This window comes from Helicobacter cinaedi PAGU611, from assembly GCF_000284635.1.
Lineage (GTDB): Bacteria > Campylobacterota > Campylobacteria > Campylobacterales > Helicobacteraceae > Helicobacter_C > Helicobacter_C cinaedi.
The window spans coordinates 2019958-2037740 of sequence record NC_017761.1; the positions used below are offsets into that span (position 1 = coordinate 2019958).

16 protein-coding genes are annotated in these 17783 nt (G+C 40.4%); 7 read left to right on the top strand and 9 right to left on the bottom strand.

Annotated elements, in window-relative coordinates:
• Positions 1 to 79: 79 nt before the first annotated feature.
• From HCN_RS10255 to HCN_RS12275, 4 genes are read left to right on the top strand one after another with little or no spacing between them, the layout of a single operon-like run.
• Positions 80 to 2284 (top strand): NADP-dependent isocitrate dehydrogenase, encoded by a 2205-nt coding sequence (locus HCN_RS10255; protein WP_014667461.1) that lies wholly within the window; start codon positions 80 to 82, stop codon positions 2282 to 2284.
• Positions 2285 to 2304: 20 nt separating this feature from the next.
• On the top strand, positions 2305 to 2592 hold the full coding sequence (locus HCN_RS12265; RefSeq protein ID WP_014667462.1) for a hypothetical protein: 288 nt from the start codon (positions 2305 to 2307) through the stop codon (positions 2590 to 2592).
• Positions 2552 to 2776 carry a LysE family transporter gene (locus HCN_RS12270; RefSeq protein WP_081495241.1) on the top strand — a complete coding sequence of 75 codons (225 nt, stop codon included), beginning with the start codon at positions 2552 to 2554 and terminating at the stop codon, positions 2774 to 2776. Before HCN_RS12265 ends, HCN_RS12270 begins: the two co-directional genes overlap by 41 nt.
• Positions 2767 to 2979 (top strand): hypothetical protein, encoded by a 213-nt coding sequence (locus HCN_RS12275; RefSeq protein ID WP_014667463.1) that lies wholly within the window; start codon positions 2767 to 2769, stop codon positions 2977 to 2979. The genes HCN_RS12270 and HCN_RS12275 overlap by 10 nt, the downstream gene beginning before the upstream one ends.
• 24 nt (positions 2980 to 3003) lie before the next feature.
• On the opposite strand, the gene HCN_RS10270 is transcribed toward HCN_RS12275, so the two are convergent.
• Complete coding sequence (locus HCN_RS10270; RefSeq protein ID WP_002956019.1) at positions 3004 to 3342, bottom strand: hypothetical protein; 339 nt, start codon at positions 3340 to 3342, stop codon at positions 3004 to 3006.
• A gap of 177 nt (positions 3343 to 3519) precedes the next feature.
• On the opposite strand from HCN_RS10270, the gene HCN_RS10275 reads away from it, so the two are divergent.
• Both HCN_RS10275 and HCN_RS10280 read left to right on the top strand, forming a co-directional pair.
• Positions 3520 to 3729, top strand: a complete 210-nt coding sequence (locus tag HCN_RS10275; RefSeq protein WP_014667630.1) for an alkylphosphonate utilization protein — start codon at positions 3520 to 3522, stop codon at positions 3727 to 3729.
• A gap of 16 nt (positions 3730 to 3745) precedes the next feature.
• Positions 3746 to 4276 (top strand): hypothetical protein, encoded by a 531-nt coding sequence (locus HCN_RS10280; RefSeq protein ID WP_232501868.1) that lies wholly within the window; start codon positions 3746 to 3748, stop codon positions 4274 to 4276.
• 96 nt (positions 4277 to 4372) lie between these two features.
• On the opposite strand, the gene HCN_RS10285 is transcribed toward HCN_RS10280, so the two are convergent.
• The 3 genes from HCN_RS10285 to ileS form a co-directional block, all read right to left on the bottom strand.
• Positions 4373 to 6586: a TonB-dependent receptor gene (locus tag HCN_RS10285; RefSeq protein WP_014667465.1), complete on the bottom strand. Its 2214-nt coding sequence runs from the start codon at positions 6584 to 6586 to the stop codon at positions 4373 to 4375.
• A 162-nt stretch (positions 6587 to 6748) separates the two neighbouring features.
• Positions 6749 to 6895, bottom strand: a complete 147-nt coding sequence (locus HCN_RS11705) for a hypothetical protein (protein WP_165815292.1) — start codon at positions 6893 to 6895, stop codon at positions 6749 to 6751.
• Positions 6896 to 6921: 26 nt separating this feature from the next.
• A complete protein-coding gene (gene ileS / locus HCN_RS10290; protein WP_014667466.1) occupies positions 6922 to 9729 on the bottom strand; it encodes an isoleucine--tRNA ligase in 2808 nt (935 codons plus the stop codon).
• A gap of 154 nt (positions 9730 to 9883) precedes the next feature.
• Here ileS and HCN_RS10295 point away from each other — a divergent pair, with 154 nt between their 5' ends.
• Positions 9884 to 10840, top strand: coding sequence for a fumarylacetoacetate hydrolase family protein (locus HCN_RS10295; RefSeq protein WP_014667631.1), 957 nt, complete (start codon positions 9884 to 9886; stop codon positions 10838 to 10840).
• On the opposite strand, the gene HCN_RS10300 is transcribed toward HCN_RS10295, so the two are convergent.
• The 5 genes from HCN_RS10300 to clpX all read right to left on the bottom strand — a co-directional run bounded on the left by HCN_RS10300 (position 10830) and on the right by clpX (position 17783).
• A complete protein-coding gene (locus HCN_RS10300) occupies positions 10830 to 12098 on the bottom strand; it encodes a glycosyltransferase family protein (RefSeq protein ID WP_002956026.1) in 1269 nt (422 codons plus the stop codon). The genes HCN_RS10295 and HCN_RS10300 overlap by 11 nt on opposite strands.
• Positions 12099 to 12122: 24 nt before the next feature.
• Positions 12123 to 14423, bottom strand: a complete 2301-nt coding sequence (locus HCN_RS10305) for a hypothetical protein (protein ID WP_014667467.1) — start codon at positions 14421 to 14423, stop codon at positions 12123 to 12125.
• Positions 14424 to 14509: 86 nt separating this feature from the next.
• Positions 14510 to 15385 carry a rod shape-determining protein MreC gene (gene mreC / locus HCN_RS10310; RefSeq protein WP_014667468.1) on the bottom strand — a complete coding sequence of 292 codons (876 nt, stop codon included), beginning with the start codon at positions 15383 to 15385 and terminating at the stop codon, positions 14510 to 14512.
• Between the two features lie 8 nt (positions 15386 to 15393).
• Positions 15394 to 16428, bottom strand: a complete 1035-nt coding sequence (locus HCN_RS10315) for a rod shape-determining protein (protein ID WP_002956029.1) — start codon at positions 16426 to 16428, stop codon at positions 15394 to 15396.
• A gap of 80 nt (positions 16429 to 16508) precedes the next feature.
• Positions 16509 to 17783, bottom strand: a complete 1275-nt coding sequence (gene clpX, locus HCN_RS10320) for an ATP-dependent protease ATP-binding subunit ClpX (protein WP_002956030.1) — start codon at positions 17781 to 17783, stop codon at positions 16509 to 16511.

The following is a 17783-nucleotide window of genomic DNA, read 5'->3' on the forward strand; positions in this document are numbered from 1 at the left end:
AAATCTTGCCTATTATTCCAAAAATAATGATTTTTGCTATACTAAAGACACTTTTAATTTCACGACAAAAGGACACACAATGAAAATCACTTACACACTCACAGATGAATCCCCAGCCCTAGCGACCTACTCATTTCTGCCTATCGCAAAGGCTTTTCTTAATCACGCAGATATTCAAGTAGAGACTGCTGACATTTCGCTAAGTGCTAGAATCTTAGCGCAATTCCCGGAGAATCTAGCTCTAAATCAACGCGTAGAAGACGCCCTAAGTCAGCTTGGTGAGCTTGTCAAAACGCCAAATGCAAATCTCATTAAAACCCCAAATATCTCCGCTTCAATTCCACAGCTTAAAAACGCCATTAAAGAGCTTCAAGCAAAGGGCTATAATGTGCCAGATTTCCCCGATGAGCCAAGCAACGAGCAAGAAAAGGCAGTGAAAGAGAAATACCAAAAAGTGCTAGGCTCAGCAGTCAATCCTGTTTTACGACAGGGCAATTCCGATCGCCGTAGCACCAATGCGGTCAAATCCTACGCACAGAAAAATCCTTACCGCGTAACACCCTTTGATAAAAACTCAAAAAGCTGTGTGAGCTATATGAAAGAGGGCGATTTCTTTGATAATGAAAAGGCGGTGCTAATCGAATCTCCCACGACTGCTAAGATTATTTTCAAAGATTCTAGCGGGCAAAAGGTGCTAAAAGATGGGCTAAAGCTAGAGGCAAATGAGATTTTGGACGCCACCTTTATGGACGCACAAAAGCTAGGTGAGTTTTACACAGAGCAGATTGAATCTTGCAAAAAGCAAGGCATACTCTTTTCACTGCATTTAAAAGCTACGATGATGAAAGTAAGCGATCCAATCCTTTTTGGCTATGCGGTGAAAGCGTATTTTAAGGAGCTTTTTGATGAGTTTAAGGACGAGCTAGAAGCACTAGGTGTGAATGCCAATAATGGCGTGAATGAGTTGCTTACAAAGATAGAATCTAGCCCCAAAAAAGCGGCAATTCTAGCTAAATACAATGAGATTTTAGAGAGAAGTGCCAAAATTTCTATGGTAAATTCCGACAAAGGCATTACAAATCTACATATCCCAAGCGATGTGATTGTAGATGCCTCAATGCCTGCTATGCTAAAAAATGGTGCGAGATTATGGGATAAAGACGGCAAGGAATGCGATGCGAATGCTGTGATTCCTGATAAAACTTATGCGACTATTTATGAAGCCGTGATTGAAGATTTAAAGGCTAATGGAGTGCTAAACCCCGCTACGCTAGGCAGTGTTAGCAATGTAGGCTTAATGGCGAAAAAAGCCCAAGAATATGGCTCACACGACAAAACCTTTGTAGCCCCAAATGATGGCGAGTTTATTATTGTGGATTCTAATGACACAACTTTGCTTTCTCATAGCGTGAAAAAGGGCGATATTTATCGTGCTAATCAGGCAAAATTTGATGCGGTGCAAAACTGGATTGATTTAGGGATTGAAAGAGCGGATTTGACAGGGGATAAGGCGATTTTCTGGCTTGATGAAAAGAGGGCTAGTAATAAAATTATGATTGATTTAGTCAAAAAAAGGCTACAAGAAAAGGGCAAGGACATAGCTATTTTAGCCCCAAAAGAAGCGTGTTTAGAATCTTTACGCCTTATCCGCGCTGGTAAAAATGCCATCTCTATCACAGGCAATGTTTTGCGTGATTATTTGACTGATCTTTTCCCCATTTTGGAGCTTGGCACAAGTGCGAAAATGCTCTCAGTCGTGCCTATGCTAAATGGTGGGGCGATGTTTGAAACCGGAGCTGGAGGCAGTGCGCCAAAGCAGGTAGAACAGCTTGTGGAAGAAAATCATTTGCGTTGGGATAGCTTGGGCGAGTTTTTAGCCTTGCAAGCAAGCCTAGAGTTTTACGCACAAAAGCAAAATAGCCCTAAGGCAAAGGTGTTAGCAGACGCGCTAGACTCGGCTACTTCACAATGGCTTGATAACAACAAAGCCCCTTCACGCAAAGTGGGCGAAGATGACAACCGCACAAGCCATTTTTACTTGGCGATGTATTTTGCTAGAGCGTTGGCAAATCAAAGCACAGATTCTAGTATTGCAGCATTCTTTACGCCTATTGCTAATGAGCTAGAATCTAAGCAAGATTCTATTAGGACTGAATTTAACTCCGCTCAAGGTGTGAAAGTAGATCTAGGCGGATATTATAAATTTAATGACAGTAAGGCTGAAAGCGTTATGCGACCAAGCAAGAGCTTTAATGCGGTGATTGAAAGGATTGCTAAAAAATAGTTTTTTGTAGCTAAAAAGCAATGCTAGATTTTACCTTGTTTGGTGCGTATTTGGGTGCTGTTATTACACTCATCATCACGCCCGGACCGGTTGTTGCCCTTGTGCTAAAAAATACGCTAAAAGGGCAAGATTCTAAAAGCAAAAGCACACAAGCCCTAAAGACAATCTGCGGGACAAATCTAGGCTCACTCATACTTATCGCTGTAAGCATTGCGGTGATTTTAGGTGTAGCTAAAGTTTCAGAATCTATGCTTGGGATTGTGAGTATTGTGGGTTCTTGCTTTATTTTTTATCTACCACACTTTTAAAGCAAAAAAGGCACAAAAACATTCCCAAACAACAAAACATAACAATAATTCTTCACACACAAATAATCGCTTAAATACAAATTCTAAAAGCAAACAATACTTTTTGCAAGGACTACTTCTAAGCCTATCAAACCCCAAAGATATTTTATTTTTATCGCCTTTTTTCCGCAGTTTTTGGGTATAACACACTCCATTTATCTTAGCCTTACAATCCTTACACTATCGTGGATAACCCTTGATTTTAGTTTGCTTCTTCTTATAAGCTACATTTCTCAAAAGATACAACTAGAGCGATTTGAAACACTCATAACAAAGCTTAACGACATCGTGCTTATAATGGTTGGAATCTTTGGTATTGTGTATGGAGTAATATCTTTGCAAAACTAGCATAAGCCCTAATCTCTATTTGTTTTACGCCAAAATATCAAGCAAATGCACCTCATCGCCCACACACGCAATATCATCAGCCACATCATATTCTACCACTGCCAAGCTCTCGCTCTCTTTAACAGATTCAGAATCTTTATGCGATTCTTGCTCGTTTTTTTTCTCCTGTTTATCATCAGGATCAATGGCTTTTGTCTCTTGTGCGGGGGCGACTTCTTGCACAGCTTTAAGTTTATCTACAAACTCTTGCATATTTGCATTGAGTGCAAAATCCACCTTTTGCATCGCATTTGCGTGTTGCATAGAGCCAACTTGGGAGTTTTGATTGATATAAGTAACATTTCCAATGGGACTAAGTGCCATATCCTCCTCCTTAGCTTTAAGCTATACATATCGTCTTTATGTCCTAACACATTAGCATTTATACGGCTTTTAAGCAAGGGTTATGCTAAGCATTCTTATTTTTCCTTGCAAATATGCACAAAAACGCTTATAATACCACTTCAAATTGAGCATATTTTAAGATTCTAAGAGGATAGAATGGCAAAAGATTCTAATGGCACAGAGCTAAACGCTGGAGATAATGTAAGCGTTATTAAAGATTTAAAAGTCAAAGGGGCTTCAAGCACCATTAAACGCGGCACGACAATTAAAAACATCAGGCTCACAAACAAAGATGATGAGATTGAAGCTAAGGTTGATAAATGCGGTGTGGTCGTGCTAAAAACCTGCTTTCTTAAAAAGATATGATTGAAAAATTCACTCTATGACTCCCGCCACCCACCACAGCACAAAAGCCACAATACAATCTTTGTGTCTTTTTTTGTGTATAGGCTTATTATGTTTTGCTTTTCTTGGCTGTGATTTACACAAATCCCCGCGAGAAAAGGCTCAACAAGACGCGATAGAAGGCTATATGCAAGGGCTATTTGGTGGAGATTTAGACAAATATCTACATTATTCTAGCTATGGCTTTGCCCTTCAATCTATGGGAAATGCCAACCTAGCCAATCTCTTTGTCGCAGCAGAATCCACGCGTGCAAAAATGCTAGGTGGTTATAAGCGTGTGGAGATTTTACACATTACACCAGATGAGATTGAGACGCAAGATTCTAAAGCTCAAAACCCCCAAGATTCTAGCTCCATAATGCCTACCGCAACCGCCCTTGTGAAAATCCACTTTGACAAAGTAGTAGTAGAATCTCAACTTCATCTTGTGAATTATGAACAAAATAGATGGATTATAAACTCCCAACTTAGCCTTGCTGATACCATAAGCTCACAGCTTCAACATTAAGATTGCTTCCCAACCTCCCACTTTAAACCCCTACTTTCTCATCAATTTGGGATTTTCTAAAGAAACTTCGCTTTGCTTGTTAAAATTCAAAATCCCCTAAAATCTCCCAGCAAGTGAGACAAAAAACGCCCTGCCACTCGCACGATAGTAGCTATAATAAGTGTGGTTAAAAAGGTTTGTGATATTTGAGCTTACATCAAAATGCTTATTTATCCGCCACCCTAAACGCAAATCCGCAATAGCATAGCTATCTGTCGCTCCATATACACCACTTGGCGTAGGTGTATTGTTTGCGTTTTTATAGGGCTTACTTGCATATTCCACGCCAAAAGAGCCATAAAAAGCCTCCTTATCATAGTTAATCGCCCCATACGCTAAATGCGATGGAATCCCAGCGACCTTGTTACCAATCGTGGCAGATTCCACACTTTTTAAAATCTTAGAATCCATAAAAGTATAGGTTAAATGCACACTCAAACCATAGCCAAAAAGCAACATAAGAGAGCTTTCAATCCCTTGTATGCGATTTTTTCCAAGATTATCATACATTCCTTGCAAATTTTTATCCGCATAAGTGGTAGAATACTGCATAATCGCATTTGTCGTTGTATTATTAAAATAATACATTTTAAACGCTCCATAATCTTCACCCAAAACAATGTCCTGCTCAAAGCCCACATCAAAACTTATGACATTTTCAGGCTTTAAGCGTGCATTTCCCTTCACAGGTGTGCCATCCGTCAGTGTTCTATTACTAAACATTTGTGAGAAAGTCGGTGCTTTAAAAGCCTGCCCAAATGATGTCTTAAACCGCGTTATATCGCTTGGAGCGTAGTTTAAAGATACCTTAGGGCTAAAGCTTTGCTTGGTATTTGTAGCGTAATTATCTGCATCTTTATATATGCCATAGCCCCTCCAATAGTCATATCTCGCCCCGATATTTGTGCTAAAATGCTCCCCAAAGCTCCCTTGCCACTCGCTAAATACTCCCACGCTTGCACTTTTTCCACCTTGAGCATAGCCCGAAGTCGCCCTGCCCTGAAGTGCGGAGTTAAAATCTTTCCAATTTACTATGTAGTCTTTTGTCTGTGTGTAGTTATTATGCCGATACTGCACACCGCTTAAGATTCTGTGATTTTCACTCACACTTGCTAGATAGAGTAAATCAAGGTTGTTTGTCTCATATCGGTGATTTGTTTGTGAGCCTACACCGCCATTTATGCTTGTATTCGCACTGACATGGGTTTGACCGCCATCGGGATTATTAAACTTATCCCACCCATCAATGCGTGAAAACTTCACTTCTATATGACTATCATTTGGTAGATAATGCTTATAGCCCACCGCACTCACTAGCTGATGATACTGCTCTTTGCCGATATGTCGCCCATAGAGAATGGGGGCTGGTTTATTGGCATCCACATCGCTATTTTCCCCATAGCTTGGCTTGCCATCTTTGGTTAGAAATGTGCGTTGATTTTTATGATTATAGCTATACATATTCCACCGCACATAGCCACTCAATGTCCCCACATCGCCAATGTCATACTCCGCTTTCAAAGCACTATCATAAGTTTGATACGCCTGATTTCCCATATCGCCGATATTATACTTCACCTCTCCTGTGTTAGAATCTAGCGTAGGCTTCCCACCTTGATAGTCATTTATATCACTGACCACGACAGAATCTGCCGCGTAGCCTTGTGAATTTGTCGTGCCAAAAGAGAGTTTCACTCGTAGTTTTTTCTCTAAAAACGCATCGCCCACACTCGCATATCCACGAAATGTATTCTTTGGGGCAAACTCCGTGCCTAGTGCACTCCCATAGCCAAAACTCGCCCTTGTCTCAAAGGCTGTTGGCATACTTGTGATGAAGTTAATCGCCCCAGCAACCGCACCACTGCCATAAATATTTGAAAATGCCCCTCGCACCACCTCCACCTGCTCTATATCATCAGCACTCATCGCTGTTAGCATTTTGGTGTTGTTATTTATGTCATTGAGCATAATGCCATCAACCATTATCGCCGCACCGCTTAATCCGCGAATCTTCACGCCATCAAAGGTATCCATACCACGCGATTTACTCTGCTGTAGCCCCTCAAATCCACGCAATGTATCGCTAAATTTGTAATTTGGACGAAGATTGATTTGCCTTTGTGTAACCACGCTGACATTGCCCGGAGCCTCGTTAATAGGCGTATCCACACGCGAAGCACTCACTATGCTTTTTTCTAGTTTTACAGGGATTTCATCTTGTGCTAAAGATACACCTATCACGCTTAGTATCACAAATACTTTTAACTTCATCGTAATATCCTTTATGTAAAAACTAAAAAAGATATTACCATAATCATACTTTATTTACAATAGTAATACTAAAATGAGTGAGATTCCGCGGTAGCAATGACTAAAACACAATGTGTTAAATAATAAAATCTTAAATCACAAATTTGAAAAGATTCAAATTTTTTAAAAATTTTTAGGGCGAAAATGGCGGAGGATTAAAAATCCCACAAACGCACAAGAAAGCACCACAACAATTCCGCTAAAAGCCTCAAAATACCCAAATGGCTCACTCAAATTCCACACCTTTAAGCCAAAAAACTCAAATCCCATTACAAGCCCCCAAAGCCTATCACACTTTAAAGTGTCGCCACCACAGCAGAGCAACGCTCGCACAACTCCCCACTTTCCACCACAAACTGCCAACACCGCTCACACTTAGCCATTTGTGCCTTGCGTATAGCAAAGCTATGTCCCTGCACTTCAAACTTCCCTAGCACATTCACATCTGCTCCATCTACACACCCCGCATATACACGTGAAACAATCAGCCACTTATCAAGCAGGGCAAAATCTTTTGGCAAAATAGGATCTCTACAATACACAATCTCCACTTCAAGCGAAGACTTAATACTTTTTTGCTTTTTAAGATTATCAAGCACTTCCCCAAAGCTCTCTCGCACATTTAAAAGCAAGGCAAAATCCACATCTAGATTCAAATCATACATATCTTTACACGCAAATCTTTTTAACTCAAAAATATCCTTGCATTCGCCCCCCAAATGATTATGTTTGATAGCTAAACTCGCGTGGCTAAAGGCTTCATTTGCCGTGTATGTCAGCACAGGGGCGATAAAATGTAGTAGCCTTTGAGAAAGTAGCACCATAGAGCTTAAAATCGCTCTCCTACGCACAGAATCTGCCCTGTCACAATACAAAATATCCTTACACAAATCTAAGTAGATTCCACTTAACTCATTGCTTAAAAAGTTCATCACCACTTGAAATGCCTTAGCAAAGTCATAGGTATCAAAGTAGCTATATGCGTCTTCAAACACGCTATCACAAGTTTGTAAAATCCATCTATCAATCGCCCCTAGCTCATCAAAACCCACCATTACACTTGGCTCAATGTCCGCATTAGCAAGTAAAAAGCGGATAGTATTGCGAATCTTGCGATACTGCTCTCCTACTTGCTTTAAAATCTCATCGCTTATATTTTGATCGCTTTGATACTGACTTAAAGCTACCCATAGACGCAAAATCTCACTGCCCTGCGTTTTTATAATCTCACTTGGGGCGATGACATTCCCCTTACTCTTACTCATTTTTTCGCCATTTCTATCAAAGGTAAAACCGTGGGTTAGAATCTGCTTGTAAGGTGCGATTTTACTCACCGCACAAGAGAGTAACAAAGAGCTTTGAAACCACCCTCTGTGCTGATCACTCCCCTCAAGATACATATCCGCTGGGTGTTCCCCCGCGTCATAAGCATTCTTAGTTTGATAATTATTTTTCAATACCGCACTCCAAGTGCTACCGCTATCAAACCACACATCAAGGATATGTTTGCTTTTGCTTAAGTTTTGTGCTAAATGCTTATGGCTCTGCGGGAGTAAGTCTTTAATCTCATAGCTCCACCACGCATCACAGCCCTGCTTTTCAAAAATCTCTGCCATAAACTCAAGCACTTCTATATCAAGCAAAGGTGCGTTTGTGTCCTTATCTACCAAAAAGGCAATAGGCACACCCCAATCTCTCTGCCGAGAGATACACCAATCGGGGCGATTTTCAATCATAGAGTAGATTCTATTTTTGCCATTTTGCGGATAGAATCTTACCTTGTCAAGCTCGCTTAAGGCTAATTCTTTTAATGTTTTACCTTGATAAAAAGGCTTATCAAGCAAAATAAACCACTGCGTTGTCGCGCGATAAATCACAGGCTTGTGCATACGCCAACAATGCGGATAGCTATGCGTAATCACACTTTTTTTCAAAAGATTTGAACCTAGAATCTTAAAAATGCTCTCGTGTGTTTCAAAGATATTTTTCCCTACAAACTCTCCCGCATATTCCTTTGGCACAAGTCCCATAGATTCAACAAGTGGGCTAAAATTTCCCTTATCATCAACAGGCATAATCACAGGCAGATTATATTTTAGCCCGATATAGTAGTCATCTTCGCCGTGCCCGGGGGCTGTATGCACCGCTCCACTGCCCTCACTCATACTCACGTGTTCGCCTAAAATCACAAGTGAAGTCCTGCCATTTAGCGGATTAATGGCTTCAAGGTTTTCAAAAGCTTTAGCACTAAATTCTTGTGCGATTTCGCCAATACCTAGATTCTCCTTGCATTTGCTATGCAGGGCTTTTGCCACGATATAGCCATCAAGAGTAAGCACATAAGATTCATTTGGATTAAGCGAGATAGCCACATTTGCTGGGAGTGTCCAAGGTGTAGTCGTCCAAATGATAAGTTTGCCCTGTGGGATTCCAAGCTGGGATAATGCTGAATCTGCCAAGTTAAAAGATACAAAAATAGAATCTGATTGCTTCTCTTGGTATTCCACCTCTGCATCGGCTAAGGCACTCTCACAAGCCCAGCTCCAATAAATAGGCTTAGATCGTTCTGCCAAAAGCCCCTCTTTCACAAGGGCTATAAGCAAACGATAAATCTGTGCTTCAAAGGCAAAGTCCATTGTCTTGTAAGGATTGCTAAAATCCCCCAAAACACCCAAAGCTTGAAACTCTTCACTTTGAATCTCAATAAATTTTTGTGCGTGATTCCTGCATAGCTCTCGCAATTTCGTTTTTTCTAAATTATCTTTTTTAGTCTTGCCTATTTTTTGCTCCACTTGCTGCTCAATAGGCAGCCCGTGGCAGTCCCAGCCGGGCGTATAGCGGATATTTTCGCCCTTAAAATAATGATATTTCACAATAATATCTTTGAGAATCTTGTTTAATGCGTGTCCTATGTGAAGATGTCCGTTTGCATAAGGTGGTCCATCGTGAAGAGTAAAGCTTTTTGCACCCTTATTGGCATTTTTTAATCGCTCATAGAGATTATTCTCTTTCCATTGTGCGTAAGTTTGTGGCTCATTTTGAGGGAGATTCCCTCGCATTGGAAAAGTCGTTTGGGGTAAAATTAAAGTCTCTTTGTAGTCCATTGCTACTCCCTATTCATAAAAATACAAAAAGTAAAAATAAAGCTAGGATTGTAGCAAAAAATCCTAATTTTTGCCCCCTTTGTGTTAGAATATGCCACTTGCCGATGCTAGATTCTGCACTAGATTCTAAAAATATTAAGAGAAAGGATTAAAAATGAAATTTGTAAGCTTTGTGCCTTATGTGTGTGATTTGTATGCTAAAGATTCTGCCCTAGATGCGTTTGCCCTTTTTACCCAACCTTGTGAGCTTGGACTACTCATAGAAGATAGTAAAAATGGCGATAGAATCTACCCCTTTTCTAAACTCTTTGTGAGCGATATTCCTAGAATCTACACTGATATGCTGACATTTATTCAGTTTCACACACAAGAAATGCTAGATTCTATGCGGGAATATCACACCTGCCCTTATGCGTTTTCTATGTCGCAAGTTACACTTCTAGCCCCCATTCCTATGCCTAGACAAGATGTGATTTGCCTTGGCATAAACTACCTTGATCACGCTAGAGAATCAGCAGCTTTTAAAAAGGAGGTTTTTGATGAAAAGCGTGAAAATGCGGTGTATTTTAGCAAACGCGTGAATTACACCACGCCTCATAATGCCCCCATTGCAGCCCATAGCCATTTAACCCAAAAGCTTGATTATGAAGTAGAACTAGGTGTGATTTTAAAATCCCATCTCTATCAGCCTAAAACCAAGCAAGAAGCACTAGATTCTATCTTTGGCTACACAATTATTAATGATATTTCTGCTAGAGATATTCAACAAAGGCATAAGCAATGGTATATGGGTAAATCCCTGCAAGGCTCTCTGCCTATGGGACCTTGTGTGCTTTATGCTAAAGATGTGAATCCGCAGAATCTCACCATAAAAAGCTATGTCAATAATGAACTAAGGCAGGATTCTCACACTTCATTGATGATATGCGATGTAGCAAGTGCGTTGTATGAGCTATCGCATTATTGCCTATTACAAGCGGGAAGTATTATCTCTATGGGGACGCCAAGCGGTGTGGGTATGGGCTTTAACCCGCCAAGATTCTTACAAAAGGGCGATGAAGTGGTATGTGAGATAGAATCTGTCGGGAGTCTTAGAAATGTTATTGTATAGTGCAAGGCTCTTTTTGAAGTGGCATTTGCTCTAAAAGCTCTATGAGCGTATCGCGGATTTTTTGGACATTTTGATTGAGATTTAGCTCCAAAGCAGCGATGTGGGAATTTTGCTTCTTTGTGCTTATCTCTTCTGTGCTTAGGGCATTTAGGGCGTGAGCCATAGAATCTAGGCTAAAATCACTTGAGATAATGGCGTTATCATATTTTTCCGTAATGCTTTGCAAACTCTCAATGGGTGGCAAAAACAAGGCTAAACGCGATTGAATATATTCAAAAAATTTATTTGGGATTGTGGCAAAGAGATTGTGATTGTGCTGTGGAATGTATATAAAACCTATGTCATAATCATTCCCAAATGGCACTATTTGCTCCAAACTCACCGCGGGCAATACCCTGACATTACACCCCTGCTTTTGTAGCCTTAAAATGGCAGATTCTATCTTTTTACGATAAGGCTTTGTCCCACCTGTGAAAATAAAGTCCATACAAAACCGCTTATCAAGCTTTTGACACAAATAAATAATCTTATGAATATCGCGGTTTTTGTTTAACGCTCCGTGGTAGAGAATCTTAACCTTTTGGGGATTTGTGGGTGTGGGCTTAAGCTCATAATATGGGGGCAGTGAGAGTAAAAGCTCGGCTTTTAAGCCAAAATGTGTGCTGTATAGCTCACAAAATCGTGGCGATACGCTAAAGATTCTATCCGCCCTTTTAGCATAAGTTTCGCATAAATAAGTGTTAAATGCCTTAAAAAGTAGCCGCCAACGCAGTGAGCTTGTATTTTGCAATGGATAAAACTCCCTTGCGTCAAAGATAACGCGTGTAGATTGTGCTTCCTGCCTGTTGCTTTTAGAATCTAGCCGTTTAGAATCTTCTCGCTTAGAATCTAGTCCCGCAAACAGCACCGGCAAAAGTAATAAATCGTGGCAGATAATCACATCATACCTATGCGTTTTGATATGCTCCTTTACCACAAGGCGATTTTTGATAAAGCTTAGTCTATCCCACCGCCCACACATCACATCAAGCCATAATCGTAGCTCACCAAAAAAATTTCGCTTTTTATAGTAAGGATAGCTAAAGGTCGCAATATGTGGAATCTTAGGCATAGCACTGCCATCTTCATTATCAATCCCCATAACGCTTACTTCATACTTGCCCTGCTTTATCTCATCTTTGAGTGCTTCTAAGATTCTCATAGGACGCGGACAGGTTGAGATATTTGCCGCCGCTAGAATGAGAATATGCCTTTTCATATATTTTTGGTTTTGCTTATCGCTTTAGCTTTGAGTTTGCGTAATGGCGTCCATAAATGCCAAGATTCCTTCATACTCTCTCATCTCATCGCCCACTGCCCTAGCCTTTGCCCCAAGCTCTCTAAGATTCTCAATATATGCCCTATCCCCTGATACAAAATGCTCTAAAAGTGCTGTTGCTTTTTCTACATACTCTTTGAGCGAAAAGGCAAGGAGAGGGAGTTGGGATTCTTTAATAAGTGCAAATGCATTATCAAAGTCCGCCCGTGTTTTAAGTGAGCCATCTTTATTAGGGATACTCTGCCAAGCTTTAAGTGAGGTTTGAATGCCTTCAATGCGTTGCTCTTGTGGAATCTTACTTAAAGTGATACTTAGCCCACCTTTTGCCACATATTCTATGCGACTTTCGCCCTGTTCAAGCGGAAAGCTATCAAGCCATATATCAATGATATGCCCATAGATTCCACTATCTATATAGCCTGTGAAATGCACCCTTTGTAAAAATGCTTGAGCCTCTGCCTCTTGTGTAAAACAGCTTGTGATACACTCACTTATAAGGCTTTCATTCCCCCCACCACAGGCTAGATAAATGCTTTGCGGATAGCGTTGCATTATCTCAATCACGCATTGCCAATATTCCTTAGAGTTGAGCTTTGTTAATCGCCCGATACTCCCTAAAATCACGCTATCTTGTGGAAACTCACTGCGGATTTGAGCGATTTTTTCTTTAGCTTGTGAATCTAGCTCGGGATTATAGAATCGCTCTAGCATTTTCACCGGCACACCATAAAACTCATAGCCCTCGTGAGAAATATGGCGTTTATTTTGACAAATATGTGTCATTTTAGAATCTACACAAGGCACATCATAGACAAAATTCCCGTGGGAATAATAAATCTGGCTCTTTGCACTGCGTGAAGCAAGGATAAAATCGCTTATACCATAGCCATTATTTGGGCTAAGGAGAATACTGATATTATCGGTATTTAACGCCTCTTTGATAGCAAGGGCTTTTTGCAAGTGGGAGTTATAAAAGCCTTGCGTATGAAAGCCTGATACTACATCAATCACAGGAATGCCAAGATTCTCATAAGATTGCACGATTTTTTCATCATCTACGCTTTTTTCAAATAGCTTCATCGCATAGATTCTTATCTCATAACGCTCCCTAAAGGCTTGATTGCTTAAAAGGTTGCTTAAAAGGCTAAATTCCACTTTATAAGGGGAATTTGCAACCAGCCTATCACGCAAGATTCCTATGCGGATTTTATCCGTTGGCTGATGATTTGATACACCATAAATGCCTTGATTTTTGGCAAAACGCTCATAATGCCTAACTGCCACCCTATCAATATCCTTACAAAATCTAGCCCATTGCTCCTGCGTGTGAAAGTTATTCCCACATAGATGATACATAAAAAACTGCATATACATCGCCTCATCAATGCCCTCTATGCTACCTTTCTCAAGCATAGTATAAAACAGCTCTTTCCACACTTCATAGAGTTCTAGCCACGCGTGATGATTAAAAAAATGTGAAACATTCCAAAAACAATGCAGTTGCCAATTTAAAATACTGCGTCTGCGTTGGCTAGGGTAGGCAAAATATACTTCTTTGTTAAGTTGATTTTTTAGGGCATTAAGCATTATTGACATATCTACACCTAGATTCTCAAAATGCTTGATTATAAAATTTGCGTGTTCTAGTGAAAGCGGAAGGTTTATATCCACAAGGCAGATAAGTGAAATATATTCAAGTATAAGCCTATCAAAATTGCCCATATCTCGCAGAATTTTCGCCACCATATACAGCTCAATAAACAAAAGATTTTCAACATCGCTATTACCATCAACAAATAGGCTTTTTTGTGCCATTGTGATAAACACATCAAAACGCGTATCTTGTGATATATTCTCAAACTTTGTATATGTAGAAATATGCGTAAAAAGCAAAAGAGAGAGATACTCCACCCCACACAACACCCCCTGTGTCAGCAAAGTATAGATTCTCTCCCGCAAAAGCGTGATAAGCTCGGCTAATACAATCCTGCCATTTGAATGATTTGCAAGGAGCTTTATATCTGTATGCGTAAGGGAGCTAAATTCTTGCATAAGGGAATCTAAATGGGCTTTTGTAGAATCTTGCTGTATTGAAGCGATAATGATATGCAAAAACTCCATAAGCCTATCAAGCCGCTCTGTCTCATTTTGCTGTGTTTGGCGTGGCTCTATATTACTTGGCGTGGAATGTGGGGAGCTAGAATCTTGTGTTGCAAAATGGGCTTTTGTAGATTCTGCGGAATTGTGAGAGATGTGCTTTTTCATTCTTTAGCCCCTATGTCTTAAAATCCTTGCTCTTTATCGACACTTGATATTGTAAAGTTTTGCTTTATGTATCCGTGCCTTCATTGCTACATGTTAGATTCTATATTTTCTTGTGGCTCTTTTTGTGAATCTTGGGGCTGATTGCTGTGAATCTCATCTTGTAAGAGATGAAGCTGTGGAGTTTCCCTATCAATAATCCACACATAAGAAAGCTCACCCAAACTTGCATAGGGCTTAACCTCAACGCTCAAATATCCATAATTTTCACGCACATTTTCCACCACACCCACAGGAATATTTTCCAAAAAGATTCCATCAAGTCCGCTTGTAAAGACCCTATCCCCTTTATGAATCTCAGTCCAGGGGATATAATCCACAAGCAAATTTCCACCTGAAGAGCCAGAGACTATCCCCATAACCCGATTCTGCCCAATATACACATCATAGTTACAATTCGCATTGCCGTTCAAAAAGCCCTCAACGCGTCCATTCTGCACCACTGCTACACCAAGGGCTGCATTATCTTTTACTATGCCAAAGATTCTATCTTCCAACGCCTCGCTCTTGCGATAGTTTGAGAGATTTGTATCAAGCCATACTCTATCTTTTTCCCCAAGCGTGGCAAAGGATATAATTCTAGCTAAGTGAAAATCACTCAAGCCGTGGGTAAAGCCATCTTGTCCCACAATTTTTTGATATTTAACAAGTTCGTTTTTGAGATTTTGATTTTCAAGGGAAAGTTTGTCGTAGTCTTGAAGCTTTTGATTTAAAGATTCTATCTGTGCGGCTTGATCAAAATGCCTATTGTAGGTATCAGCTATGCTCTCCCCTGTGTTTAAAAAGAAAGTTTTAATATAATCGCTCACACCTAAAATCTTTGCCTGAATCCCCCTATCCACCTCCATAAGCACCAAAATAGAAGCAATAAAGATAATCCCAAAGACAAGGATTTTATACCGCATAATCCGCCTTAGTCAAAAGCAAGTTGCGTAAGTAGGTCTAAATCCTCCATTGCCTTACCTGTGCCTTTTGCCACACAAAGCAAAGGCTCTTCGCCCACATACACAGGCAATCGCACAATGTCTGAAAGATACTTATCAAGTCCGCGTATCAACGCACCGCCACCGGTTAGCACAATGCCATTTTCCACAATATCTCCTGCCAAGTCTGGCGGCATAGATTCAAGCACAGATTTAAGTGCATTGCTTATCTCTCGCAATTGATCTTTCATCGCCTCTCTCACATCTTCGCTTGTTAGCTCAATAGTGTTGAGTAAGCCACTCACCTGATCGCGTCCTCTCACCTGCATTACAAGGGGCTTTTCCATAGGGGAAGCAGAGCCAATTTCAATTTTTATCTCTTCACCCGTTCGCTCCCCAATTAAGAGATTAAATTTCTTTCTCACATAATCCATTACCGCCACATCAAGCTTATCTCCGGCAACCTTGATTGACTTGCTTATCACCAAACCACCAAGTGAGATAACGCCAATTTCTGTTGTCCCACCGCCGATGTCAATCACCAAATTCCCTTTAGATTCTTGAATCTGCAATCCCGCTCCAATAGCCGCTGCCATAGGCTCTTCTATCAAAAATACTTCTCTAGCCCCAGCACTCATTGCCGATTCTTTTACCGCCTTTTTTTCCACACCGGTTAAGCCATAAGGGACACAGACCATAATGCGAGGACGGATAAGGCTTTTTCTTTTATGAGCTTTCTCAATAAAATAGCGAATCATCTTTTCTGTCATATCAAAATCCGCTATAACGCCATCTTTCATCGGGCGAATGGCTTGGATTCCATCTGGCGTTTTCCCTAGCATATCCTTAGCCTCTTTTCCCACAGCAAGAATCTTGCCTGTGCTAAACCTGTCTGCCTGCACCGCAACCACAGAGGGTTCATTGATGATGATACCCTCTCCCTTAACCAAAACCAAAGTGTTTGCTGTCCCTAAATCAATTGCAATGTCTTTGGAAAAAGTCCCAATGAGTCTGTCCATCAACATAAAAACTCCTTAAAATTTTGCAAAATTTTGTGGCGATTATACTCTTTAACACCTTTGCTTAAGCTTTTATTTTTCTTAATTTAAGCTCCTTTTTGCAGATTCTTTCTTTTTTTTACCATAAGTGGGGCTTGTTTATCTGTAATACACTCTTTTGAAATGCTAATCTCATAGCCCTCAAGCTCTGGCAATTCATACATTAAATCAATCATCGCTTCTTCCATAATCGCTCTTAAGCCCCTAGCTCCCGTTTTCCTACTGATAGCAAGCTCCGCAATCGCCTCAATCGCCCCTTTGTCAAATTTCAAATTCGCACCATCAAGCTCAAAAATCTTTTGATACTGCTTCACAAGTGCATTTTTTGGCTTTGTGAGAATCTCAACCATTGCTTCTTTGGTAATAGGGGATAATGTGCTTATCATATGCAATCGTCCAATGAGTTCAGGAATAAGCCCATAGCTTATAAGATCATCAGGCTCAACATACTCTAATAATGCACTCTCTTCACTCTTACCCTTTTTCTCCCCGTGGAATCCAAGCACATTGCCACCTAAACGCCTTTTAATAATATCGCTCAAGCCATCAAATGCCCCGCCACACACAAACAAAATATCTTTTGTATCAATTTGTATAAAATCTTGATTTGGGTGCTTTCTACCCCCTTTTGGTGGAATATTCACCACACTACCTTCTATAATCTTAAGCAATGCCTGCTGCACACCTTCACCAGAAACATCACGCGTAATAGAGCGATTTTCTGAAAGCCTTGAAATCTTATCAATCTCATCAATAAACACAATACCTTTTTCTGCTTTTTTCACATCGCCATCAGCGGCTTGAAGCAAGCGTGTAAGGATATTTTCCACATCTTCGCCCACATATCCAGCTTCCGTCAAACTTGTAGCATCTGAAATAGCGATAGGAATATCTAAAAACTTTGCCAAAGTCTGTGCCATTAGCGTTTTTCCACTCCCTGTGGGACCGATGAGTAGAATATTTGATTTTGACAACTCTACTTCACGCAGAGCATTGCTTATTTGCTTTTCTCCTTGCAAGATACGCTTATAATGATTATATACCGCCACAGAAAAGACCTTCTTAGCAGAATCCTGTCCTATCACATATTCATCAAGCCTTGCCTTTAGCTCTTTGGGACTTGGAGCCACCACATCAAAGCCCTTGTCCTCGCCATTTTGCCCATCATTTTGGGTATTTTCTGCCATATATTCATTGATGATTGTGTTGCCTGTTATCAAGCAGTTCTTACAAATATACACTTCAGGTGTAACACCAGAGGCTATAACCGGATTATTAATGCTTTCTTTTGCTTTACAAAAACTACATTCTTTTACATTCAT